Here is a 22,006-nt window from a genome sequence, read left to right on the forward strand (position 1 = left end):
CTCTCTGGCTCAAGCCAATCATGGGGCACCGACAAAGTAGTAACCACGTGCTGGAGCCTGCCAAAGCTCGGAAATATCAGGCGTTGAAGTATTCCTTCAGGTCAGCCACCCGGTCCAAGCGCTCCCACGTGAAGTCGGGTTCGTCGCGACCGAAGTGACCGTGCGCCGCCGTCTTGGTGTAGATGGGCCGCTTGAGGTCCAGTGCGTCGATGATGGCACGCGGACGAAGGTCGAAAAGCTCGTCGATGGCTTCGCTGATGCGGGCGGGGTCAACCGTTTCCGTACCGAAAGTCTCCACGTACGTTCCGACGGGGCGGGCCTGGCCAATGGCGTAGGCAATCTGGATCTCTGCGCGCTTTGCGAGCCCCGCAGCCACCACGTTCTTGGCGACCCAGCGCATGGCGTAGGCAGCCGAACGGTCTACCTTGGACGGATCCTTGCCGGAGAAAGCGCCGCCACCGTGACGGGAGAATCCTCCGTATGTGTCCACGATGATCTTGCGGCCGGTGAGCCCGGCGTCGCCTACCGGGCCACCAATGACGAAGGCGCCGGCAGGGTTCAGGATATTCGCCGTGCGGGCGATGTCCAGGTTGGAGGCCGACAACACGGGATCGATCACGTAGCTGGCGAGGTCCGCACGAAGCTGCTCAAGGCTTGCCTCTTCTGCGTGCTGGCTGGAGATGACCACCGTTTCAACGGATACCGGCCGGTCGCCGTCGTACCCCACCGTGACCTGTGTCTTGCCGTCCGGGCGGAGGTACGCCAACTCGCCGTTCTTGCGGACTTCGGTGAGCCGCTCCGACAACCGATGGGCAAGCCAGATGGGGGTGGGCATGTACGACGCCGTCTCATCGCTGGCGTAACCGAACATGATGCCCTGGTCGCCCGCGCCCTGGAGGTCGTAGTCGTCTGCCTGGCGGCCTTCACGAGCTTCCAAGGAGTTGAAGACTCCACCCGCAATGTCATTGGACTGCTGGCCGATGGACACGGAGACGCCACAACGGGCGCCATCGAAGCCGTTGGCGGACGAGTCATAACCGATGCCCAGGATGGTCTCGCGGACAATCTGCGGAATTTCTACATAAGCGTCGGTGGTGACCTCACCCGCCACATGGACCAGGCCGGTGGTGGCCATGGTCTCGACGGCGACGCGGGATTCAGGGTCCGCGGCCAGCAGCGCATCAAGGATGGCGTCGCTGATTTGGTCGCAGATCTTGTCCGGGTGCCCTTCAGTGACCGACTCGGAGGTGAAGAGCCGGAGCTTGGACGGGGTGCCATGGTGTTCATGGTGCAGCGGTAAAGTCACTCGACCACCTTACTGGGTTGCGGGACAGCGGCATCTTCTGTGTGTCCCTGTGCTAAGAATTCGGGTGTGGGCTCAGCTACAAAGCCGGGAAAACCCGCGTGAGTTCGGCACCCACCCGATCAACGACGGCAGCTGCGACGTCAGCCTTGGAACCAGCGGCCGATTGGGGTTCGGCACCATGGCCGGACAGGATGACCACAGAGTTGTCGTCCTGTCCGAAGACACGGCCAATCCCCACCTGATTGACCACCAAAAGGTCGCAACCCTTGCGCTTGAGCTTGGCGGTAGCGTGCTCAAGGACATCGCCCTGGGCATCACCCGTTTCGGCCGCGAAGCCGACAATCAGCTGTTGGCTGCCTTGGGCGTTGCGCCGCTCGACAAGCTCATGCAGGATGTCCGGATTCCGGACCAGGCGCACTAACGGGGCGTCCTCGCCGTCCACCTTCTTGATCTTGGTGTCCGAGACTTCTGCCGGACGGAAATCGGCAACGGCGGCAGCCATGATGACGACGTCCGAATCCACGGCCGCTTTCAGCGCTGCCTCGCGCAGGTCCAGGGCCGATTCAACGCGGACAAGTTCGACGCCGGCCGGCGGCTGAACGTCCATATGCGCGGCCAGGAAGCGGACCGTTGCTCCGGCGGCCAAAGCGGCCGCAGCCAGAGCGGCACCTTGCTTGCCCGAGGAACGATTACCGAGGAAGCGGACGGGATCGAGGGCTTCCCTGGTACCGCCAGCTGAAATGGTCACGATACGTCCGGCCAGGGACGTGTGTGCGGCAGGCAATGCCTTCTCCTCGCCACCTGCGGCAGCCTCGGCCAGGGCCATGGCAGCGGCGAAGATGGCTTCGGGTTCCGGCAGGCGGCCGGGACCCGAGTCGGCACCCGTCAGGCGACCCGAGGCCGGCTCAAGTACCGTCACCCCGCGGCTGCGCAACGTCTCGACATTGGCCTGCGTGGCGGCGTGCTGCCACATTTCCGTGTGCATCGCCGGAGCGAAAAGCACCGGGCCGTGCGCCATGAGAAGTGTGTTGGTGAGGAGGTCGCCCGCCTGCCCAGTGGCTGCCTTGGCCAGGAGGTCTGCCGTGGCGGGAGCAACGACGATCAGATCAGCCTCATGCCCCAAACGGACGTGGTTGACCTTCTCGACGTCGTCGAAGACGCTGTTGCTCACCGGGTTGCCGGAGAGGGCCTCCCACGTGGCGATCCCGACGAATCGGGTAGCCGCTTCTGTGGGGATGACCGTCACCTTGTGACCGGCTTCAGTAAAAAGCCGGAGGAGCGATGCAACCTTATAGGCTGCGATCCCTCCCCCGACTCCGAGGACTATGCGCACGTGACCTCCGTCAACAGGCAGTCAGTTTTATTCTGCGGGCTCGATCGGCGTGGAAACCAAAAGGCCTTCGTTGATCTCGCGGAGGGCGATCGAGAGCGACTTCTCGTTCAGCTTGGTGTCAACCAGCGGTCCAACGTACTCAAACAGGCCCTCGTGAAGCTGGGCGTAGTAGGCATTGATCTGGCGGGCACGCTTGGCGCCGAAGATCACCAGGCCGTACTTGGAATCGGCAGCCTCAAGCAGCGAATCGATCGGCGGGTTGATGATGCCTTCAAGGTTCGTGGACACGAATTCTCCAAATTCTAGCGGGCCAACAAATGCAAGCGCTTTAGCGCTCGTGCGGGGTAAGCCCCATGAGTGAAACAAGCTCGTCCGCTGCCCGGCGAACGTCGTCATTAATGACGGTGTGGTCAAACTCCGGTTCAGCAGCAAGTTCCAGTTTAGCGGTTTCCAGCCTGCGCTGCTGTTCCTCGGGAGTTTCTGTGCCGCGGCCTACCAGGCGACGGACCATTTCGTCCCAGCTGGGCGGGGCCAGGAACACGAAGTTCGCCTCCGGGACGGCGGCCTTGACCTGTCGCGCGCCCTGGAGATCGATCTCCAACAAGACTGACTTGCCATCGGCGATGGCCGCGTTAACGGTGCTGCGAAGAGTGCCATAGCGGTTCTGGCCGTGGACCACGGCCCACTCCAGCAATTCGCCGTCCGCAACCAGCGCGTCGAACTCTTCAGCCGACTTGAAGAAGTAGTGAACCCCGTCCTTTTCGCCGGGCCGTGCCGCCCGCGTGGTGGCGGAAACCGAGAGCCAAACTTCTGGATAGTTGTCCCTGATGTACGTAGATACGGTTCCCTTGCCAACGGCAGTGGGGCCTGCAAGGACGGTCAGTCCAGGATTCTTGCTCACGGATTCCTTCGGGGAGATGCGTCAAACGCGTTGCTGGGTATCCATAAAATCTACCAGCGCCCGGGCCTGGTGGATTCCCAACCCCCGGATGCGCCGGGATCCGGCTATGCCAATTTCCGCCATGATCCCGGCCGCCCTGACGGGGCCAATGCCCGGCAAAGCCTCCAGCAATTCCACTACCCGCATGCGTGCGATTGCCTCATCAGAGGCACCTGACGAGATCAGCTCCGCAATGCTGACTTCGCCACGCTTGAGCCGTTCCTTGGCGGCGGCACGCACTGCCCTCGCCTTGGCAGCCTTTTCCAGCGCATCGGAACGCTCTTGCGGTGTCAGCTCTTTAAGGCCCACTGCCAAACCCCTGTCAGATCGAGATTGTGATCCAGATCACGCGGACTGATCCTGAACCTACCGGCAGGGGCGCGGTTGCGCAATGAGGGTTGGCAACTTACTCCGAGCGAAGCCCATCCAGAGTCTCCTCAGTGGCGCCACGCAGCGCTGCAACGGCAGGACCAGCAGCAAGGATCCCACGGCTGGAAGTGGCCAGGACGCTGGGATACGCCTCGCCGAAGGTCGCTCGGAGATCTGCCGGCGTAGCGCCCTGGGCACCGAGTCCCGGAGCCAGGATGGCCCCGCGAACGGGACCAAGATCGATGTCCAGATCCTCCAGCGCCGAACCAATGGTGGCGCCCACGACCAAGCCAACAGAACCCAGGGCACCTTCATATCGCTTGTTTTCATCGGCAGCTGCGGCAACGATCCGGCGCGCGACGGAATCGCTTCCCCCAACGTGCTGGACCGATTTTCCTTCAGGGTTGGACGTCAGCGCCAGTACGAACACTCCCCTGCCATACTGGGCTGCCAGATCCAACGCCGGGCGAAGCGACTCAAAGCCGAGATAAGGGCTCAGGGTTACAGAGTCCGCAGCCAAGGACGACCCATCGCGGAGCCAGGCGTCAGCGTAGGCAGCCATGGTGGAGCCGATGTCGCCGCGCTTGGCATCGGCGATACTGAGGACCCCGGCCTCCGCAGACGCGGCCAGTGTCCGCTCCAGCACGGCCATGCCGGCCGAGCCGTGGCGCTCGTAAAGCGCCACTTGAGGTTTCACCGCGGCAGCGAGCGAAGCTACGGCCTCCACGACTGTCAGCGAGAAGCGCTCCAGCCCTGCGACGTCGTCGTTCAACCCCCAGTCCGCCAACAACTGCGGATGCGGGTCAATCCCAACGCACAGCGGACCGCGGGAGGCCATGGCGGCAGCCAGCCGGGAGCCGAAAGACTCCCGGGCCGGCCGGGGCGCTTGCTGCGTTGCTGCGGACTCAGGCATGTGCGGCTTCCACTGCGGCCGCCAGGTTGGCTGCGTGCTCCTGCAGGCTGGTCACCGACCACTCATAGGTGCGCAGGGCTTCAATCGCCTGAACTGCGGCGTTGAACTCCGCGACCGTAGTGATGCAGGGAATGCCGATGGACGTTGCTGCAGCACGGAGTTCGTATCCGTCGCTGCGGGCCTCACCGCCGGAAGGCGTATTGAAGACCATGTCGATCTCGCCGGCGATGACGAGGTCCGCAATGGTCCCTTCGCCTTCGGCGCTGCTGCCCTCGGCCACCTTGCGGACCGGCGTCGCCTGGATGCCGTTGCGGCGCAGGACATCGGCGGTGCCACCGGTGGAAACGATCTCAAAGCCGAGATCCGAAAGCCGCTTGACGCCCATGATCACCGAACGCTTGTCGCGGTTGGCCACGGAAACGAAGATCTTGCCCTCGGTGGGCAATGCGTTGTTGGCGGCTGCCTGGCTCTTGGCGAAGGCGGTATCGAAATGCTTGTCGATACCCATCACTTCACCGGTAGAACGCATTTCCGGGCCGAGCAGGGAGTCGACCACCTTGCCTTCCGGCGTACGGAAGCGGCTGAACGGCAGGACGGCTTCCTTCACGGCAACCGGGGCGTCCAAAGGCAGCGTGGAACCGTCACCGGTCTCCGGCAGCATCTTGTAGGCGCTGCGGAGCTGGTTGATGGTAACGCCGGTACCGATGAGGGCAGCGGCCTTGGCCATCTGCACGCCCGTGGCCTTGGAGACGAACGGCACCGTGCGGGAGGCACGCGGGTTGGCTTCGAGGACATACAGGACATCGGAAGCCAGCGCGAACTGGATGTTGATGAGCCCGCGAACGCCTACACCCTCGGCGATCGCCCGGGTAGCGGTACGCACGCGCTCGATGACGTTGTTGCCCAGGGTGATCGGAGGCAGGACGCATGCAGAGTCACCGGAGTGGATGCCGGCTTCTTCGATGTGCTCCATGATGCCGCCGAGGTACATGTCCGTGCCGTCGAAGAGCGCGTCCACGTCGATCTCCACCGCGTCTTCGAGGAAGCGGTCGATCAGCACCGGGTGGTCCGGGGTGATTTCCGTGGCATTGGCAATGTAGCGGGAGAGGTTGGCTTCGTCGTAGACAATCTCCATGCCGCGGCCGCCCAGGACGTAGGACGGGCGGACCAGCACCGGATAGCCGATTTCGTCGGCGATCTTCTTGGCGTCCTCGAAGGAAACGGCGGTGCCGTTCTTCGGGGAGGTCAGGCCGGCCTCGTCCAGGACCCGGGCGAAGGCGCCACGGTGTTCGGCGAGGTCGATCGCTTCCGGCGAGGTGCCCAGGATGGGAACACCAGCGTCGGCAAGCTGCTGTGCCAGCTTCAAGGGGGTTTGGCCGCCAAGCTGCACGAAGACGCCCATGACACCGCCCGTGCGCTCCTCCGCAGCGATGACCTCGAGGACGTCCTCAAGGGTCAGCGGTTCGAAGTACAGACGCGTGGAAACGTCGTAGTCCGTGGACACAGTCTCCGGGTTGCAGTTGACCATGACGGTCTCGTAGCCGGCCTTGCGCAAGGCCATGGAAGCGTGGACGCAGGAGTAGTCGAACTCGATGCCCTGGCCGATGCGGTTGGGGCCGGAGCCGAGGATGATGACGGAGGGCTTGGAGTGCAGGCCTACTTCGTCCTCCTCATCGTAGGAGGAGTAGTGGTACGGGGTGTAGGCGGCGAATTCGGCGGCGCAGGTGTCCACCGTCTTGTAGACCGGGCGGATGCCCAGGGCCTGGCGAACACCGCGGACCACGGCCTCGTTGTTGTGCGTCAAGGCACCGATCTGCTCGTCGGAGAAGCCGTGGCGCTTGGCGTTGCGCAGCATTTCCTCGGTGAGAACGCCGGCCTTGCGGATTTCCTGGGCAGTCTCATTGAGCAGCTGGAGCTGGTCCAGGAACCAGGGGTCGATCTTGGTGGCTTCAAAAAGGTCCTCAACGGTGGCACCGCCAAGGAGGGCCCGCTGTACCTGGTGCAGACGCTCCGTGGTAGGCCGCTTGGCCTTCTCGATGAGCTCTGCCACTTCGTATTCCGGGACCGAGCTGAAGTCCAGCTGGGAGCCCTTCTGCTCCAATGAACGCAGGGCCTTCTGCAGGGCCTCGGTGAAGTTGCGTCCCATGGCCATCGCTTCGCCCACCGACTTCATGGTGGTGGTCAGCGTGTTGTCTGCTGCCGGGAACTTCTCGAAAGCGAAGCGCGGAACCTTCACTACCACGTAGTCAAGGGTCGGCTCGAAGGAAGCCGGGGTCTTCTGGGTGATGTCGTTCGGAATCTCGTCCAGGGTGTATCCCAAGGAGAGCTTCGTGGCGATCTTGGCGATGGCAAAACCGGTTGCCTTCGAGGCCAGCGCCGAGGAGCGGGAAACGCGCGGGTTCATTTCGATGACCACCACTCGGCCCGTGGCGGGGTCGATGGCGAACTGGATGTTGCAGCCACCGGTGTCGACGCCGACTTCGCGGATAACCGCGATGGAGACGTCGCGCAGCTTCTGGTACTCGCGGTCCGTCAGGGTCAACGCAGGAGCAACCGTGATGGAGTCGCCGGTGTGCACACCGACGGGGTCGAAGTTCTCGATGGAACAGACAACAACGACGTTGTCGTTCTTGTCGCGCATCATCTCGAGTTCGTATTCTTTCCAGCCAAGGATGCTCTCCTCAAGCAGGACCTCGGTGGTGGGGCTGTACTGGAGGCCCTGGCCGACGATGCGGCGGAGGTCGTCCTCGTTGTAGGCGAGGCCGGAACCCAGCCCGCCCATGGTGAAGGACGGCCGGACCACCATGGGGTAGCCCAGGTCTTCGGCTGCCTTGAAGGCTTCATCCATGGTGTGGATGATGTGGCTGCGTGCCGACTCGGCACCGCAACGCTCCACGACGCCCTTGAACTTCTCGCGGTCCTCGCCGAGTTCGATGGCGGCGATGTTGGCACCGATGAGTTCGACGTTGTACTTCTCCAGTACGCCGTTCTTATCCAGGGCGATGGCCGTGTTCAGGGCCGTCTGGCCACCAAGGGTGGGCAGGATGGCGTCCGGGCGCTCCTTGGCGATGATCTTCTCCACCACCTCAGGGGTGATGGGTTCAACGTAGGTGGCATCGGCGAACTCGGGGTCCGTCATGATGGTGGCCGGGTTCGAGTTGACCAGGATGACCCGGAGGCCCTCCTCCTTCAGGACCCGGAGGGCCTGGGTGCCGGAGTAGTCGAACTCGGCCGCCTGGCCAATGACGATGGGACCGGAACCGATGACAAGGACGCTCTTGAGATCTGTACGCTTGGGCATTACTTCTTGTCCTCAGTCTTGGAGTCGTTGTTCTTTGCGGGAGCGGCGGCTTTGGTATCGGCCATGAGGTCGATGAAGCGGTCGAAGAGGTACGCGGCGTCGTGCGGGCCGGCGGCTGCCTCCGGGTGGTACTGGACCGAGAAGGCCGGGATGTCGAGGCAGGCGAGGCCTTCGACGACGTCGTCGTTCAGCGAGACGTGGCTGACCTCCACACGGCCGTAACGCTCCTCCGGCGCCACCGTGGATCCGTTCAGCGGCGCGTCCACTGCGAAGCCGTGGTTCTGGGAGGTGATTTCCACCTTCCCGGTACGGCGGTCCATCACGGGCTGGTTGATGCCGCGGTGGCCGTAGCGGAGCTTGTACGTGCCGAAGCCAAGGGCGCGGCCCAGGATCTGGTTGCCGAAGCAGATGCCGAAGTACGGGAGCTTCTCGTCCAGCACCGAACGCAGAAGCGACACCTGGTGATCTGCCGTAGCAGGGTCGCCAGGTCCGTTGGACATAAAGAAGCCATCCGGGTTGACCGCGTTGACGTCGTCAAGGGTGGACGTTGCGGGCAGGACGTGCACGCGTACACCTCGCTCGGCGAAGCGCACCGGAGTCATTGCCTTGATGCCGAGGTCTACGGCAGCGATGGAGAAGCGCGGCTCACCTTCCCAGCCGTGATCCTTCGGCTCCACGATGTAGGCCTCGTCGATGGAGACTTCCTCTGCGAGGGCTGCACCTTCCATGGGGGCGCTGGCCAGTACCGCGTCCAGCAGTTCCTTGTCGGTAGCCTGTGCGGCCTCGCCGGAGAAGATGCCTGCGCGCATGGTCTTGTGTTCGCGGAGGTGTCGGGTGATGGCACGGGTGTCCACGCCTTGGATGCCAACGATTCCCTGGTCAACGAGTTCGTCATCGAGGCTGCGCTCGGAACGCCAGTTGGAGGGTCGGCGGGCGGCGTCGCGCACAATGTATCCGGCCACCCAGATGCGCCGGGATTCAGCGTCATCGCTGTTGACGCCGGTGTTGCCGATGTGCGGCGCCGTTTGGACTACCAGCTGGCGGGCGTAGGAGGGGTCGGTGATGGTCTCCTGGTAGCCGGTCATGCCGGTGGCGAAGACTGCTTCACCGAGCGCCGTGCCCTGGGCTCCGTAGCTGCGGCCGCGGAACATGCGGCCGTCTTCGAGCACCAGCACTGCTGCTGAGGGGGTGGGTGTGGTGGCTGCTTTACTATCCGTCACTTTATTACTTTCCACTATCGGCATCTGCCTGAGGGGCTGCGGAGATCAATTCTTGGAGGGCATCGAGGAGGAGCTGTTTGTCTGCTGCATGCCTGGATCGGAAGCCGGTGTCGACTTCCCGGGCGCCCAGCTTCCAGCTGATGACCAGGAGTCCGTCTTTCTCAACGAACTTGCCTGCCATGCCGTTTGCTTCACGACTGTCCACCAGGGCGGAGCGCGGGACGAACACCGGGCCGGCACCGGAGCGGTCGAACAACACGCCTTCAGCGTGGATGCTCAGTTCCGCGGTGGTCCGGATGCCCAGGCCATGGACCGCGATCCGGTCCAGCCAGTCACCGGCCGTAGTGGTGGCCACGTACTGGCCTTCCGCCACGACAGTGGCCGGCGTCAGCTGCTCGGGCACCTCGGGAAGGCGTTCGACGTCGGCTTGTCGCCTGAGCCGGTTACGCCACCCCAGCCAGATCATCGCCAGGACGACGATGATCAGCGGCACCGTGATCAACACGGTAAGAGTTTGGTTGTCCATTAGTTGCTGCTGACTGCCGGGTACCTGTACGGCGTGTTGAGCTTGCCGTCGAGGACCGTGGGGTGGCCCTTGAAGAAGGTAGCCACCACGGATCCGGGCAATTCTTTGCCCTTGAACGGTGAATTGCGGCCCATGGTTGCCATTTTATGAGGGTCAACGGTCCAACGTGCAGCCGGGTCCACCAAGATGACGTTGGCGGGCTCGCCAACCTCCAGCGGACGGCCTTGGTCAGCGACTCGGCCAATGACCGCGGGAGTGAAGGAGGTGACCCTGGCGAAGTCCGCCCATGTCATGAGGCCGGTTTCGATCATGGTTTCCTGAACCACGGAGAGAGCCGTTTCCAGGCCGGTCATGCCCATGGCCGCCTGCGCCCATTCGCATTCCTTGTGTTCGCTGGGGTGCGGGGCGTGGTCGGTTCCCACGACATCGATGGTGCCATCCGCCAAACCGTCACGAAGGGCCTGCACATCTGCGTCCGTGCGCAACGGCGGGTTCACCTTGTACACCGGATCGTAGCTGCGGACCAACTCATCCGTGAGGAGAAGGTGGTGCGGGGTGACTTCAGCCGTGACGTTGATGCCACGAGCCTTTGCCCAACGCACAATTTCAACGGACCCTGCGGTGGAGACGTGGCAGACGTGCAGGCGGGAACCAACGTGCTGGGTCAACAAGACATCGCGGGCGATGATGCTCTCTTCGGCCACAGCCGGCCAGCCCGTGAGTCCGAGGACCGCGGAAACGGCGCCTTCGTTCATCTGTGCCCCGGCCGTAAGGCGGGGTTCCTGCGCGTGCTGGGCCACCACACCGTCGAACGCTTTGACGTATTCCAGCGCGCGGCGCATCAGGACGGGGTCGTGCACGCAGATGCCGTCATCGGAGAACATCCGGACCTGGGCGCGGGAGTCAGCCATGGCGCCCAACTCTGCGAGTTGCTCGCCGGCCAAGCCCACGGTGACTGCACCCACCGGGCGGACATCCACCCAGCCGGACGCACGGCCCAGGCTGTGGACCTGCTCAACGACGCCGGCGGTGTCCGCGACAGGGTTGCTGTTGGCCATGGCGTGGACGGCGGTGAAGCCACCGAGGGCAGCAGCGCGGGTGCCGGTCTCCACAGTCTCGGCGTCCTCGCGGCCGGGTTCACGCAAGTGGGTGTGGACGTCCACCATGCCCGGCAGGGCTACCAGGCCCTTGCCATCGATGACAGTGGCGTTCTCATCGGTGAGGTCCTTACCGCGGGCGGCAATGACGCCGTCGCGGATCAACAGGTCCTCGGCCTCCCCGCCCAGAATGGCGGCCCCACGGATCAGGTAAGTTTTCTCGGCCATCAGTTGCTCTCCTTGCTGGACTGGCTTGCGAAAGCCGGTGTAGCTGCGTTCGTGGGGGCTGCTTCGCGGGAGTCTCCGGACAGCAGCAGGTACAGGGCGGCCATGCGGACCGATACACCGTTGCGCACTTGGGCAAGAACGGTGGACCGGGGCGAGTCTGCCGCGGCGGAAGAAATCTCCAGGCCACGGTTCATGGGGCCGGGATGCATGATGATGGTGTCCTTCATGCCCAGGTCATCCAGGGCACGCAGCCGGGCGTCGTCGAAGCCCCAACGCCGCGAGTACTCGCGGGTGGACGGGAAGAACGAGGCGTTCATGCGCTCTCCCTGGACGCGCAGCATCATCATGGCGTCGATGCCCGCTTCCAGCGTCTGGTCCAGGTTGTAGCTGACCTTGCAAGGCCAGTGTTCGACGCCGATGGGCAGCAGCGTTGGCGGCGCCACCAACGTGACCTCGGCACCCAGCGTTTTCAGCAACCAGACGTTGGAACGGGCAACCCGGGAATGCAGGACATCGCCGGCGATCGCCACGCGCATGCCCTTCAGGTCTGCGCCCGTGGACGCTGTTCCGTTGAGCTTCGACCAGTGCCGGCGCATGGTGAAGGCGTCCAGCAGTGCCTGGGTGGGGTGCTCATGCGTGCCGTCACCGGCGTTGATGACGGCGGCGTCGATCCAGTCCGTGGCCGCGAGCCGGTGCGGAGCACCGGAGGCCCAGTGACGGATGACGACGGCGTCCGCACCCATGGCGGCGAGGGTCTGTGCAGTGTCCTTGAGGGACTCGCCCTTGGAAACCGAGGACCCCTTGGCGGCGAAGTTGATCACGTCGGCAGACAGGCGCTTCGCCGCTGCTTCGAAGGAGATCCGCGTACGGGTGGAGTCTTCGAAGAAGAGGTTGACCACGGTGCGGCCGCGAAGGGCAGGAAGCTTCTTCACCTCGCGATCACCGACGGCCGACATTTCTTCAGCTGTGTCCAGGACACGGATGGCGTCGGCCGCGCTGAGGTTCTCAGTGGAAAGAAGGTGCTTCACTTGCCTGCCTCGATAACTACCTCGTTGACGGGCACACCATCGACCGAATCGATTTCCTCGAGGTGCACGCGAACCTTTTCCGAGGATGACGTAGGCAGGTTCTTGCCCACGTGGTCTGCGCGGATGGGAAGCTCGCGGTGGCCCCTGTCCACCAGCACGGCAAGGCGGACAATCCGGGGACGGCCAAGGTCCACCAAGGCGTCCAAAGCGGCGCGGATGGTGCGTCCCGAGTACAGGACGTCGTCAATCAGGACAACTACTTTATTGTCGATTCCGGTCAAAGGGAGCCGGGTGTGGCGTGGGGGCCGAGTGGGCTGGTGGGAGAGGTCGTCACGGAACATGGTGACATCCAGCTGGCCCACGATCGTCTCGGCGTTGACCGTGGGGTCCGCTGCCGCGATTTTGGCAGCAAGCCTGACGGCCAAAGGATAGCCGCGGCTGGGAATGCCCAACAGGACCAGGTCCTGGGAGCCTTTGTTGGCTTCGAGGATCTCGTGGGCGATACGAGTGAGCGCACGATCAATGTCCGCCTGGTTGAGGACAACCCGCGACGGCACGTGCGCTGAAGTGACTTCAGTCATCGCTCGTCTCCCCTTTCCCCGCCTCACGGGACGGAATTAAAAAAGGAATATTTGCTTTTCCAAGCTACCACAGCGGCCACTGGCCACCGCGACCAGCGCCAAGGTGGGAGGTGAGTTTAAGCTCACACCCGCTGCCGTGGAATAGGCTCTTGCCCATGAGCACGAACCACCACGGCCAGCCCGGCGGGCACCCGTATCCGCGACCATATCTGGAGCCTGGCGCCAACCCCACGTGGATCGGCCGCGTGCAGCCGGGAAACTACCAACCAGCCCCCGGAAATCCCACGTCGCTTCCCCAGCAGACATGGGCTGTGCCACCGGCGCCGGCAGGCCGCCGGACGTGGGGAACACTCCCCCTGTTGATCGCGGGTGGAGTACTGGCCCTGGGCAGCTTGCTGTTGGTGGTTCCCTTCCTCCTCGGCAATACCGGCATCACCGGTTTCGTGATCGGTTTCATTGCTTCGCTGATTCCATTGACCGTAGTGCTGTTGACGGTGCGCCTTATTGATCGTTGGGAGCCTGAGCCAAAGCGTCTCCTGTGGTTTGCCTTTACGTGGGGGGCCGCCGTCTCCATAGCCGGAACACTCCTGATCCAACCCCTCTTCGCGCTTGCCGCGCCCACAACCAGCGAGGAAGCCTTTACCTATTTCATGGCCACGGTACAGGCACCGATCGTGGAGGAATTCACCAAGTCCTTGGGCCTTCTGGTGCTGATCCTGGCCGCGCGGAAGTACTTCGATGGTCCCGTGGACGGCGTGGTGTTCGCCTTCACCATCGCTGCCGGGTTCGCCTTCACAGAGAACATCCTCTACTTCGGCAGAGAAATCGCGTCATCGACTGATCCCGGCACCGACCTGGTTCGCATCTTTATTCTTCGAGGCGTCATGTCGCCCTTCGCCCACGCGGTGTTCACTGGGACAACCGGCCTGATCATGGGCTTTGCTGCCCGGAAATGGCACTCAGGGTATGCCGTCCTGGCCTTTTTCATCGGTTTGCTGCCCGCGATGTTCCTGCACAACCGCTGGAACAGCATGGGCCAGAACTTCCTGGTGGAGTATTTTGTGGTCCAGGTGCCGATCTTCCTGGTCGCAGCTGTCGGCATCATCTTGCTTCGCGTTGCCGAGGGAAAGCTCACCCGCCAACGGCTGCTTGAGTATGCCCGGGCGGGTTGGTTCACGCCGGCGGAAGTGGAAATGCTGGCCACCTCCAGGGGAAGAAGGCAGGCACTTCGCTGGGCGTCGGCGCGGGGCCGGGGCGCCCAGATGAAAGCCTTCATCAAGGAAGCCACCGCCTTGGCCTTTACGCGGCAACGCATCCTCAGTGGCCGCGACATCCAGGTTCACCAACACGACGAACTGGAACATCTCCGCACCATCCCGGCGCTCAGGTCGGCAGTCCTCGCATGAGGCAAAAGGACCCGCCCCCTCAGTTTCCTGGGGAAGCGGGTCCTCTGTGTTCAAATACCGAAGTGGTTGCCGCCTAGGCGAGCAGTGACGGCTTGAGCTTCTGAAGGCGCCCAAGCAGTCCGTTGATGAACGCTGGAGACTCATCAGTGGACATCGTCTTGGCGAGGGCTACAGCTTCGCTCACTGCCACACCGTCCGGGACTTCGTCGTTGTAAAGGAGTTCCCACGCACCGATACGGAGAATGATGCGGTCCACGGACGGCATCCGCTCCAACGTCCAGCCTTGGGCGTACGTCTGCAGGAACTCGTCGATGGTTGCCTGCATGGAAACAACGCCTTCCACGATTTCCACCGTGTACGGGTTGATGACCAAGTCTGTCTTCTCCCGGCGCGCTGTCATCGCGTCAAAGGCAGAAACGGAACGTTGCTCCGCCTCGAAAAGTACTTCGAGTGCCCTGCTACGGGCTTTACCGCGTGCGCTCACTAGTCGTTGACCCGGCCCAGGTAGCTGCCATCGCGGGTGTCTACCTTGACCTTGGTGCCCTGCTCAACGAACAGCGGAACCTGGATCTCGTAGCCGGTTTCAACGGTGGCCGGCTTGGTGCCTGCCGAGGACCGGTCGCCCTGAAGGCCCGGCTCAGTGTAGGTGATTTCCAGAACGACGCTCGGGGGAAGTTCAATGTACAGAGGGGTGCCCTCGTGGATGGCGATATTCACCATCTGGTTCTCGAGCATAAAGTTGGTGGCGTCGCCGACGGTTGCACCGGAGACGGTGATCTGGTCGTAGTCCTGGGTGTCCATGAAGACGAAGTCTTCGCCATCCTGGTACAGGTACTGGTAGTCGCGGCGGTCAACCGTTGCGGTTTCAATCTTCAGGCCGGCGTTGAAGGTCTTGTCCACCACCTTGCCGGACATGACGTTGCGCATTTTGGTGCGGACGAAGGCGCCGCCCTTGCCCGGCTTGACGTGCTGGAACTCGATGATGTTCCAGAGCTGGCCCTCGAGCTTCAGTACGGTCCCGTTCTTGATGTCGTTTGTGGTTGCCACTCGTATCCTCTGGTTAATCGCACTGGTTCTAGCTGCCAGCTGTCTATGCCAAGCAGGCGTGCCATTCGGCGCGCCAGCGCGTATTTATCAAAAATCCAAGAACCATTCTACCGGCAAATGAGCCGAACCCTCGCGAGTGGCAATTTCCGCAGCTTTCAGGAAGCGACTTCCATGACATCCCGGGCACGCTGCAGGGCCACAGCGGAAGAGTAAATCAGCGCGGCATCGGCGGCCATTGCCACCCGAAGGTCCAGCGCTTTGGCGAACTCTTCTGATGCCGCCAACGCATTTCCGCTCACGAAATACGCGCGCCCCAGATACTGGCGGACGATGGCTTCCTTGGAACTCCCCTGGACCTCGTGCAGCAGGTGTCGGAACAACTGCACTGCACGGTCCAGGCGGTTGGTTGCACGATGGACCTCAGCTTCGAAGATCCGGAGCCGGAACGACTCGGGATCCTTGTAGCGGGCTTCGGCCAGGAGTTCGGCCGCTTCCTTGGGCTGGTTCTCCAGCAGGAGCGCCATAATTCGATCAGCAGGGTCTTCCGAGGCCGCAAGCGCGGTCTCCATGACATCCTCGTTGACGACCACAGGCAACAATGTGTCCGGGTTCATCCGGACCCCAGGGAAGCCGGCTGTCGGCCAGTCGCTCACGCCTTCACGAACGGCGACCGTCATGATGCGATCTCCTGGTAGGCGGCAAACAACAGGGAGGTATCGGGAACGTCCAGAATGCCTGGCTTGGCCACGCCATCGAGGACAACGAAGCGGAGCAAGTCACCTCGGGATTTCTTGTCGCGGCGCATGCCGTCCAGCAAACCCTGCCATCGGTCCCTGCGGTACGTGATGGGAAGGCCCAGGCTTTCCAGTATGGTGCGGTGCCGATCCGCATCGGTATCCGACAACCGGCCCACGCTGCGTGACAGCTCAGCGGCAAACATCATGCCCACCGAGACCGCGGCACCGTGGCGCCACGAATAGCGTTCCACGAGTTCGATGGCGTGGCCCAAGGTGTGGCCGTAGTTCAGGATCTCCCTCAGGCCGGACTCCTTGAGGTCCTGGGAAACGACGTCAGCCTTCACCGTGATGGCGCGCTCAATGAGCTCGCGGACCACTTCCGACCCCGGATCCATCACGGCGTCGGTGTTCTTCTCCACCAGGTCAAGGATTGCGGGATCAGCGATGAATCCGCACTTGATGACTTCTGCCATGCCGGAAATGAGTTCGTTCTTGGGCAGCGTCTGCAGGGTGTCAAGGTCGGCCAAGACTGCGGCGGGCGGGTGGAACGACCCCACAAGGTTCTTGCCCTCCGCGGTGTTGATGCCGGTCTTGCCCCCCACCGAGGCATCAACCATGCCCAAGAGGCTCGTGGGCATGTGGATGACCTTGACGCCACGAAGCCACGTCGCTGCCACGAATCCCGCGAGGTCGGTGACCGCACCGCCACCGACAGCCACGATGGCATCCGATCGGGTGAAATCGTTCTGACCCAGCACCTGCCAGCAGAATGCGGCAACCTGGATGTGCTTGCCTTCCTCCGCGTCCGGAATTTCGGCTGTGAGCGCCGTGAATCCGGCAGCGTCGAGCTCATCACGGACGGTATCCCCGGTCAACCGCAGAGCACGGGGGTGGATGACCAGAACGCGTCGGACACGCTCGCCGAGTTTGTCAGGCAGCGTTCCCAGAAGGCCACGGCCCACCACGACGTCGTAGTTCTCATTGGCTGACTGGCCGGTCACCTTGATGACAGTTGCTTCGTTGCTCACTTTTCAACTTCCTCTTTCAAGGCTGCATGCTGGCGCAGCCGCTCCTCCAACTGGAGGCCGATTTCCGCCACGGATCCTGAACGGACGTCCATGACGATATCCGCGAGTCGTTCATAGACGGGACGCCTGGTGGCAAACAAGGCTTCCCATCGGGTCATTGCGTCGCCTTGCAAAAGCGGCCTGCCGGTGTTTCGCGCAATCCGGTCTGCAACGGTTTCCGCGTCGCATTCCAGATAAACCACAGTGCACTCCCCCAGCAACTGCTGCGTGCCGGAGTCGAGAACTGCTCCTCCACCCAACGAGATGATGGCCGGCTGTGCTTTGGCGGACTCGATGGACTTCGCCACCGCCCTTGCTTCGATCTCGCGAAATGCGTGCTCTCCCCGCCCGGCAAAGATGTCCGCGATGCTGCCGTGGGCAGCAACCACTACTGCGTCGGTGTCCACAAACGGCAGACCGAGTTGCTGGGCCAACTGCTGGCCAATGGCCGACTTGCCAACAGCCATGGGACCCACCAGGACAACGGGACGGCTGGGGCAGCCATCCAGGATAGCGCGGACCACTACCGGCCGACCGAGTCCAAGGTGGCCGGGATGCTGTCGAGGTAGCTTTGCAGGTTTCGCTGGGTCTCAGCAACGGAGTCGCCACCGAACTTCTCGGCAACGGCTTCGGCCAGAACGAGCGCCACCATGGCTTCGGCAACAACGCCTGCCGCAGGAACCGCGCAGACGTCGGAACGCTGGTGGTGGGCCTTGGCAGGCTCACCCGTGCTGACATCAATGGTGCGCAGGGCACGCGGTACAGTCGCGATGGGCTTCATGGCAGCACGAACACGCAGGACCTCGCCGATGCTCATGCCGCCTTCAATGCCGCCGGCCCGGTTGGTCTGGCGGACGATCTTGCCGTTCTCGTCCTTGAGGATCTCATCGTGGGCCGCGGAGCCGCGGCGGGCCGCCGTAAGGAAGCCGTCGCCGACCTCAACGCCCTTGATGGCCTGGATGCCCATCAGCGCAGCGGCCAGCCTCGAATCGAGTCGACGATCCCAGTGCACGTAGCTGCCCAGTCCCGGCGGCAGCCCGTAGGCCAGGACCTCAACGACACCGCCGAGGGTTTCGCCTTCCTTGTGGGCGGCATCCACCTCGGCAACCATCGCGTCGGAGGTTTCGCGGTCGAAACAGCGCAAGGGATCAGCGTCGAGGGCAATGACGTCCCTCGGCGACGGCAGTGGCCGGCCTTCGGGAACTGTGACGCTGGCAATGGACACCGTGTGGCTCACCAGTTCGACGCCGAGTTGCTTCAGGAACTGGGCAGCAACGGTACCCAGGGCAACACGCGTGGCGGTCTCGCGCGCACTGGCACGTTCAAGAACCGGTCGGGCTTCGTCGAAGCCGTACTTCTGCATGCCCGTGAAATCCGCATGTCCTGGGCGTGGACGCGTCAAAGGGGCGTTGCGGGCCTGGTCGGCGAGGACCTCGGGGTCCACGGGGTCAGCAGACATGATCTGCTCCCACTTGGGCCACTCGGTATTGCCAACCTGGATGGCCACCGGGCCACCTTGTGTGAGCCCGTGCCGGACGCCACCCATGATGGTGACCTCGTCCTGCTCGAACTTCATGCGGGCACCACGGCCATAACCCAGGCGGCGACGCGCCAACGCGTCACGAATCTGCCCGCTGGTGAGCTCAACACCAGCAGGTACGCCTTCAACAATTCCGATCAGTGCCGGACCATGGGATTCACCGGCAGTCAACCAACGCAACATATAACCAATCCTGCCATGTAAGGCCTCTAGAACACTCGCCGGGGAAGCCCGACTGAGTCGCACATCACATCTATGACGGCGGCATCCACGTCACAGCCGCTGAAGCGCCTGATCTGCTCGGCCGCCTGGTACATCAGCATCTCCAGTCCCGGGACCACAGCTCCGCCATGGCCATGCCACACTTCGGCAAGGCGGCTTGGCCAGGGATCGTAGGCAACGTCCAAGAGGACACCGGCGCCGGTGCCCGGCAGTGCTGCGAGCTGTTCCGCCAAATCATCGGCGGCGCGCGGCGGGAAGGTTGAGATCACCAGTTCCGTTCCTGCCACTGCAGCGGCAGCTTCCGTCAGTGGCCGGACGGTGACGGAAATTCCGACGGCGGCCGCAGCAGCTACTGCGTCCCCTGCACGGCCGGCATCGCGAACAAAAACGTCGACGTGGCGGGTCCCGAGTTCCTGGACGGCTGCAACAGCCGCAGCCGACGTACCACCGCCGCCAAGAATGGCCGCGTGGGGTGTGGAAGCCACGCCCGCATAGCGAACCGACTCAACGATCCCGGCGACATCGGTGTTGTACCCGACGCGACGCACCAACCCGCCGTCGTGCTCGAACACAACAGTATTGATGACACCCAAGTGGGCGCCGGCGCCGCGGACCTCATCCACTTCCTTGACCATGGCCGATTTCAGCGGCATGGTCACCGACAGGCCGCACCAGGAGTGGTCCCCACGGAGTGATTCCATAAACGACGGAAGCGTCTCTTCCGTAACGTCGATGGCTGAGTACTCGATGTCAACGCCCAGTTTGGCGTAGGCGGCAGTGTGCAGTGCCGGGGATTTCGAGTGCGAGATCGGGTGCCCCAGGACTGCGGCGCGACGACTCACACACACCGTCCCGCGTTGGCCTGGCACCATGCGTTGTATTGGGCAACGTACGTGTTGTGCTCAGCCAGCGTCTTGGAGAACTTGGTCTCCTTGGTATCAAGGTTGATGGTCACCCAGTAGAGGTACTCGTTCTGGGTAGGTTTGGCCGCTGCATCGATGGCGGTCTTGCCCGGTGAGCCAATGGGCCCGGCCGGCAAGCCAACGTTGGCGTAGGTGTTGTACGTGTTGGACTTATCGGCCTTCTCTTCCTCGGTGAGGTGGAAGGATTTCTTTCCCAGTCCGTAGGTCACCGTGGCATCCGATTGAATCAGGCCGCTGGTCTCCACGTTATTTGGCTTGAGCCTGTTGTAGATGGCGCCGGCCACGTTACCGTAGTCCGCCTGCCCACCTTCAGCCTGGACGATGCTCGCAATGGTGACGGTGTCGTACTGCTTGGCGGAATCCGTAATTCCCTGGGACTTGAGTTCGTCCAGTGTGGTGGTCACCAGCTTCTGGATGATGTCCTTGGCCGGTGTACCAAGTGCAAAGCGGTACTCTCCGGGCGCCAGGAAACCCTCAAGGTTCTTGGCCTTGGCAGGGACACCAAACTGCCCCGGCGCCTGATTGAGGGCGTTGAGTTCCTGCATGGGAATGCCCGAACCCTTGGAGATCGCCTCCAACGACTCGTTGATCCGCAGTCCAGCGCTCAAGGCGAAGTACATGACCTTGGAAGCATCCTTATTGACCAGCACGGCCACGGCATCGGAGTTCTTCATCTGGGTACGGAACGTGAATTCCCCGGGAGACAGCTCACCGCCCTCACTGAGGAATTCCTTGACGAACGCATCGGCGTCGGCCACTACTCCGTTTTGTACCAGGGTGGTGGCAACCACCTTGGGTCCGGAGCCTTCGGCCACGGTGATGTTGACAGAACCGGTACCCGGCCCCGGGTAGTCGGTGACTTTATCCATGCCCAGCAAAGGCTTCAGGAATTGGGCGCCAATGGCTATGGCGGCTACGAAGACACCCAGCGTGATCAGGAGGGCAAGCACCCGACGGCGGCGACGCGCCTTCTTGGCTGCGGCTTTGGACGCCGTATTTTCAACGGGAGCAATCAAAACGTGATGGGGGTCGTCGTGGTGAAGCTCATCGTGGAGTTCTTCATGGGCCTCGAAGCCGTAGTGGGCGTCGTGCTCCTCGAAGTGGTCGCCATGGACCGACTCTTCCGCGTGTTCCGCGTGGACGTGGTCAGCATGGACCCGTTCAGCATCGATGTGCTCAGGTTCCAGCTGGTCTTCATGAGTGCCGGCCTCGGGGGCAGCAACACCATCCACCTGGACCTCGGCATGCTGCTCCTCCGTTGCCGCTGCGGCCGAAGGAGACTCCACAACCGGTACCGCAGCAGAGACAGGCTGAGCTGAAGGAACCGGAGGAGCAACCACCGGCTTGGCAACAGGCTCGGACGTAGCTTCAGGTTCAGGCTTGCCTTGAGAAACAGGCGGATCCACCGGTACCGGTGGTGCGGCGGGCGTTGGGGGAACAGCGGGCACTGGACGGGGCAGTTCAGGCTCAACATTGGCTGGGGCTGCAGCCTCCCCCGGAGTCGCTTCGGGAACGGGTACCACGTTGTGGTTCTGCGTGGCGAGGAATCGTTCCCGCGCCCGCAGCTCTTTGCGGGTCAGCGGCATGCCGCCGCTGGCGGCACCGCTGGAGGGGTCGTTGTTGACCGGGCTCACAGTTGCAGTCCCCTCGTAGAAGAATCGGGTTCACTGCCGGAGGCAGCCCGCAGCGTTGGGGCACTGCTGGGCTTTTCGGACTGCACCGGTGCCTGCACTCGGCGGCCAACGTCCGTTCCTCTGGCTTTTTGCATGTCGATCGCGTGCTGAAGTATTCCAGCAGCAGCAACCTGATCAACCACTTTACGGTGGTTCTTGCTGCTCATGCCAGCTTCATGCAGGTTGCGGTGTGCCGTCACGGTGGAAAGCCGCTCATCCACGAGGTTCACGGGAATGTCCAAACCGGCCCGGACCAGCTCACCCACAAGGAGCTCGGCGTATTCGGTGGCCATGCTCGCGGACCCGCGTTCCTCGCCTTTCATGGTCCTCGGAAGGCCCACGAAAATTTGCACTGCCGGCAAATCCGCTGCGTGCTTTACCACCAGACGGATGTCGGAATTTTTCTTCGCGTCCCGCCCCACTGTCTTAAACGGCGTGGCCAGGATTCCGTCGGGATCGCTGATGGCGACGCCCACTCTGACGGTACCGACGTCTACCCCCAGCTTGATGCCCTGGGGGTAGACGCCACTGTTAGTACTGGAAGCCACC

The 22,006-nt window shown here is 63.0% G+C and carries 22 protein-coding genes; 1 reads left to right on the forward strand and 21 read right to left on the reverse strand.

The features are described from left to right. Positions 1-76: 76 nt before the first annotated feature. From metK to pyrR, 12 genes are all read right to left on the reverse strand, one after another. Positions 77-1,306 (reverse strand): methionine adenosyltransferase, encoded by a 1,230-nt coding sequence (gene metK, locus FQP90_RS03670; RefSeq protein ID WP_144648370.1) that lies wholly within the window; start codon positions 1,304-1,306, stop codon positions 77-79. Between the two features lie 76 nt (positions 1,307-1,382). Next, positions 1,383-2,639, reverse strand: coding sequence for a bifunctional phosphopantothenoylcysteine decarboxylase/phosphopantothenate--cysteine ligase CoaBC (gene coaBC, locus FQP90_RS03675; RefSeq protein WP_144648371.1), 1,257 nt, complete (start codon positions 2,637-2,639; stop codon positions 1,383-1,385). 27 nt (positions 2,640-2,666) lie between these two features. Continuing rightward, positions 2,667-2,927 (reverse strand): DNA-directed RNA polymerase subunit omega, encoded by a 261-nt coding sequence (gene rpoZ / locus FQP90_RS03680; protein WP_017197559.1) that lies wholly within the window; start codon positions 2,925-2,927, stop codon positions 2,667-2,669. A 40-nt stretch (positions 2,928-2,967) separates the two neighbouring features. Beyond that, positions 2,968-3,540 carry a guanylate kinase gene (gene gmk / locus FQP90_RS03685; protein ID WP_144648372.1) on the reverse strand — a complete coding sequence of 191 codons (573 nt, stop codon included), beginning with the start codon at positions 3,538-3,540 and terminating at the stop codon, positions 2,968-2,970. Between the two features lie 21 nt (positions 3,541-3,561). Continuing rightward, positions 3,562-3,888 carry an integration host factor, actinobacterial type gene (gene mihF, locus FQP90_RS03690; RefSeq protein ID WP_144648373.1) on the reverse strand — a complete coding sequence of 109 codons (327 nt, stop codon included), beginning with the start codon at positions 3,886-3,888 and terminating at the stop codon, positions 3,562-3,564. A 97-nt stretch (positions 3,889-3,985) separates the two neighbouring features. Next, positions 3,986-4,861, reverse strand: a complete 876-nt coding sequence (gene pyrF / locus FQP90_RS03695) for an orotidine-5'-phosphate decarboxylase (RefSeq protein ID WP_144648374.1) — start codon at positions 4,859-4,861, stop codon at positions 3,986-3,988. Beyond that, the gene (gene carB / locus FQP90_RS03700; RefSeq protein ID WP_144648375.1) at positions 4,854-8,162 is read right to left on the reverse strand and encodes a carbamoyl-phosphate synthase large subunit; all 3,309 of its coding nucleotides are present in this window, start codon (positions 8,160-8,162) and stop codon (positions 4,854-4,856) included. The genes pyrF and carB overlap by 8 nt, the downstream gene beginning before the upstream one ends. Next, the gene (gene carA / locus FQP90_RS03705) at positions 8,162-9,406 is read right to left on the reverse strand and encodes a glutamine-hydrolyzing carbamoyl-phosphate synthase small subunit (protein ID WP_144648376.1); all 1,245 of its coding nucleotides are present in this window, start codon (positions 9,404-9,406) and stop codon (positions 8,162-8,164) included. The genes carB and carA overlap by 1 nt, the downstream gene beginning before the upstream one ends. Further along, on the reverse strand, positions 9,387-9,908 hold the full coding sequence (locus tag FQP90_RS03710) for a PH-like domain-containing protein (protein ID WP_144648377.1): 522 nt from the start codon (positions 9,906-9,908) through the stop codon (positions 9,387-9,389). The genes carA and FQP90_RS03710 overlap by 20 nt, the downstream gene beginning before the upstream one ends. Beyond that, positions 9,908-11,233 carry a dihydroorotase gene (locus FQP90_RS03715; RefSeq protein ID WP_144648378.1) on the reverse strand — a complete coding sequence of 442 codons (1,326 nt, stop codon included), beginning with the start codon at positions 11,231-11,233 and terminating at the stop codon, positions 9,908-9,910. The genes FQP90_RS03710 and FQP90_RS03715 overlap by 1 nt, the downstream gene beginning before the upstream one ends. Then, positions 11,233-12,261, reverse strand: coding sequence for an aspartate carbamoyltransferase catalytic subunit (locus FQP90_RS03720; protein ID WP_144648379.1), 1,029 nt, complete (start codon positions 12,259-12,261; stop codon positions 11,233-11,235). The genes FQP90_RS03715 and FQP90_RS03720 overlap by 1 nt, the downstream gene beginning before the upstream one ends. After that, on the reverse strand, positions 12,258-12,842 hold the full coding sequence (pyrR, locus tag FQP90_RS03725) for a bifunctional pyr operon transcriptional regulator/uracil phosphoribosyltransferase PyrR (RefSeq protein ID WP_144648380.1): 585 nt from the start codon (positions 12,840-12,842) through the stop codon (positions 12,258-12,260). The genes FQP90_RS03720 and pyrR overlap by 4 nt, the downstream gene beginning before the upstream one ends. A gap of 110 nt (positions 12,843-12,952) precedes the next feature. Between pyrR and FQP90_RS03730 the strand changes: the two genes are divergently transcribed. Next, complete coding sequence (locus FQP90_RS03730; RefSeq protein WP_144648381.1) at positions 12,953-14,248, forward strand: PrsW family intramembrane metalloprotease; 1,296 nt, start codon at positions 12,953-12,955, stop codon at positions 14,246-14,248. A gap of 73 nt (positions 14,249-14,321) precedes the next feature. Here the strand turns inward: FQP90_RS03730 and nusB are convergent, their stop codons facing one another. The 9 genes from nusB to ruvX all read right to left on the reverse strand — a co-directional run bounded on the left by nusB (position 14,322) and on the right by ruvX (position 22,005). Then, positions 14,322-14,732 carry a transcription antitermination factor NusB gene (nusB, locus tag FQP90_RS03735; protein WP_011774956.1) on the reverse strand — a complete coding sequence of 137 codons (411 nt, stop codon included), beginning with the start codon at positions 14,730-14,732 and terminating at the stop codon, positions 14,322-14,324. Then, positions 14,732-15,295: an elongation factor P gene (gene efp, locus FQP90_RS03740; RefSeq protein ID WP_011774957.1), complete on the reverse strand. Its 564-nt coding sequence runs from the start codon at positions 15,293-15,295 to the stop codon at positions 14,732-14,734. Before efp ends, nusB begins: the two co-directional genes overlap by 1 nt. A 155-nt stretch (positions 15,296-15,450) precedes the next feature. After that, positions 15,451-15,972: a tetratricopeptide repeat protein gene (locus tag FQP90_RS03745; protein ID WP_144648382.1), complete on the reverse strand. Its 522-nt coding sequence runs from the start codon at positions 15,970-15,972 to the stop codon at positions 15,451-15,453. Beyond that, positions 15,969-17,060: a 3-dehydroquinate synthase gene (gene aroB, locus FQP90_RS03750; protein WP_144648383.1), complete on the reverse strand. Its 1,092-nt coding sequence runs from the start codon at positions 17,058-17,060 to the stop codon at positions 15,969-15,971. The genes FQP90_RS03745 and aroB overlap by 4 nt, the downstream gene beginning before the upstream one ends. Further along, positions 17,057-17,623 (reverse strand): shikimate kinase, encoded by a 567-nt coding sequence (locus tag FQP90_RS03755; RefSeq protein WP_144648384.1) that lies wholly within the window; start codon positions 17,621-17,623, stop codon positions 17,057-17,059. Before FQP90_RS03755 ends, aroB begins: the two co-directional genes overlap by 4 nt. Further along, positions 17,623-18,822: a chorismate synthase gene (aroC, locus tag FQP90_RS03760; protein WP_144648385.1), complete on the reverse strand. Its 1,200-nt coding sequence runs from the start codon at positions 18,820-18,822 to the stop codon at positions 17,623-17,625. Before aroC ends, FQP90_RS03755 begins: the two co-directional genes overlap by 1 nt. Before the next feature lie 26 nt (positions 18,823-18,848). Then, complete coding sequence (locus FQP90_RS03765; RefSeq protein ID WP_144648386.1) at positions 18,849-19,703, reverse strand: shikimate dehydrogenase; 855 nt, start codon at positions 19,701-19,703, stop codon at positions 18,849-18,851. After that, on the reverse strand, positions 19,700-21,418 hold the full coding sequence (gene mltG / locus FQP90_RS03770; RefSeq protein ID WP_144648387.1) for an endolytic transglycosylase MltG: 1,719 nt from the start codon (positions 21,416-21,418) through the stop codon (positions 19,700-19,702). The genes FQP90_RS03765 and mltG overlap by 4 nt, the downstream gene beginning before the upstream one ends. Further along, positions 21,415-22,005 carry a Holliday junction resolvase RuvX gene (gene ruvX, locus FQP90_RS03775; RefSeq protein WP_144648388.1) on the reverse strand — a complete coding sequence of 197 codons (591 nt, stop codon included), beginning with the start codon at positions 22,003-22,005 and terminating at the stop codon, positions 21,415-21,417. Before ruvX ends, mltG begins: the two co-directional genes overlap by 4 nt. Position 22,006: the final 1 nt, after the last annotated feature.

This window comes from Paenarthrobacter nitroguajacolicus, assembly GCF_007786235.1.
GTDB lineage: Bacteria > Actinomycetota > Actinomycetes > Actinomycetales > Micrococcaceae > Arthrobacter > Arthrobacter nitroguajacolicus_A.

What these genes read in the sequence shown, in the direction of transcription:
- carB (WP_144648375.1), bottom strand. Translation starts at nt 8,162, where the DNA reads ATGCCCAAGCGTACAGATCTCAAGAGCGTCCTTGTCATCGGTTCCGGT.
- aroC (WP_144648385.1), bottom strand. Translation starts at nt 18,822, where the DNA reads ATGTTGCGTTGGTTGACTGCCGGTGAATCCCATGGTCCGGCACTGATC.
- FQP90_RS03715 (WP_144648378.1), bottom strand. Translation starts at nt 11,233, where the DNA reads ATGGCCGAGAAAACTTACCTGATCCGTGGGGCCGCCATTCTGGGCGGG.
- pyrR (WP_144648380.1), bottom strand. Translation starts at nt 12,842, where the DNA reads ATGACTGAAGTCACTTCAGCGCACGTGCCGTCGCGGGTTGTCCTCAAC.
- pyrF (WP_144648374.1), bottom strand. Translation starts at nt 4,861, where the DNA reads ATGCCTGAGTCCGCAGCAACGCAGCAAGCGCCCCGGCCGGCCCGGGAG.
- FQP90_RS03745 (WP_144648382.1), bottom strand. Translation starts at nt 15,972, where the DNA reads ATGACGGTCGCCGTTCGTGAAGGCGTGAGCGACTGGCCGACAGCCGGC.
- carA (WP_144648376.1), bottom strand. Translation starts at nt 9,406, where the DNA reads ATGCCGATAGTGGAAAGTAATAAAGTGACGGATAGTAAAGCAGCCACC.
- FQP90_RS03710 (WP_144648377.1), bottom strand. Translation starts at nt 9,908, where the DNA reads ATGGACAACCAAACTCTTACCGTGTTGATCACGGTGCCGCTGATCATC.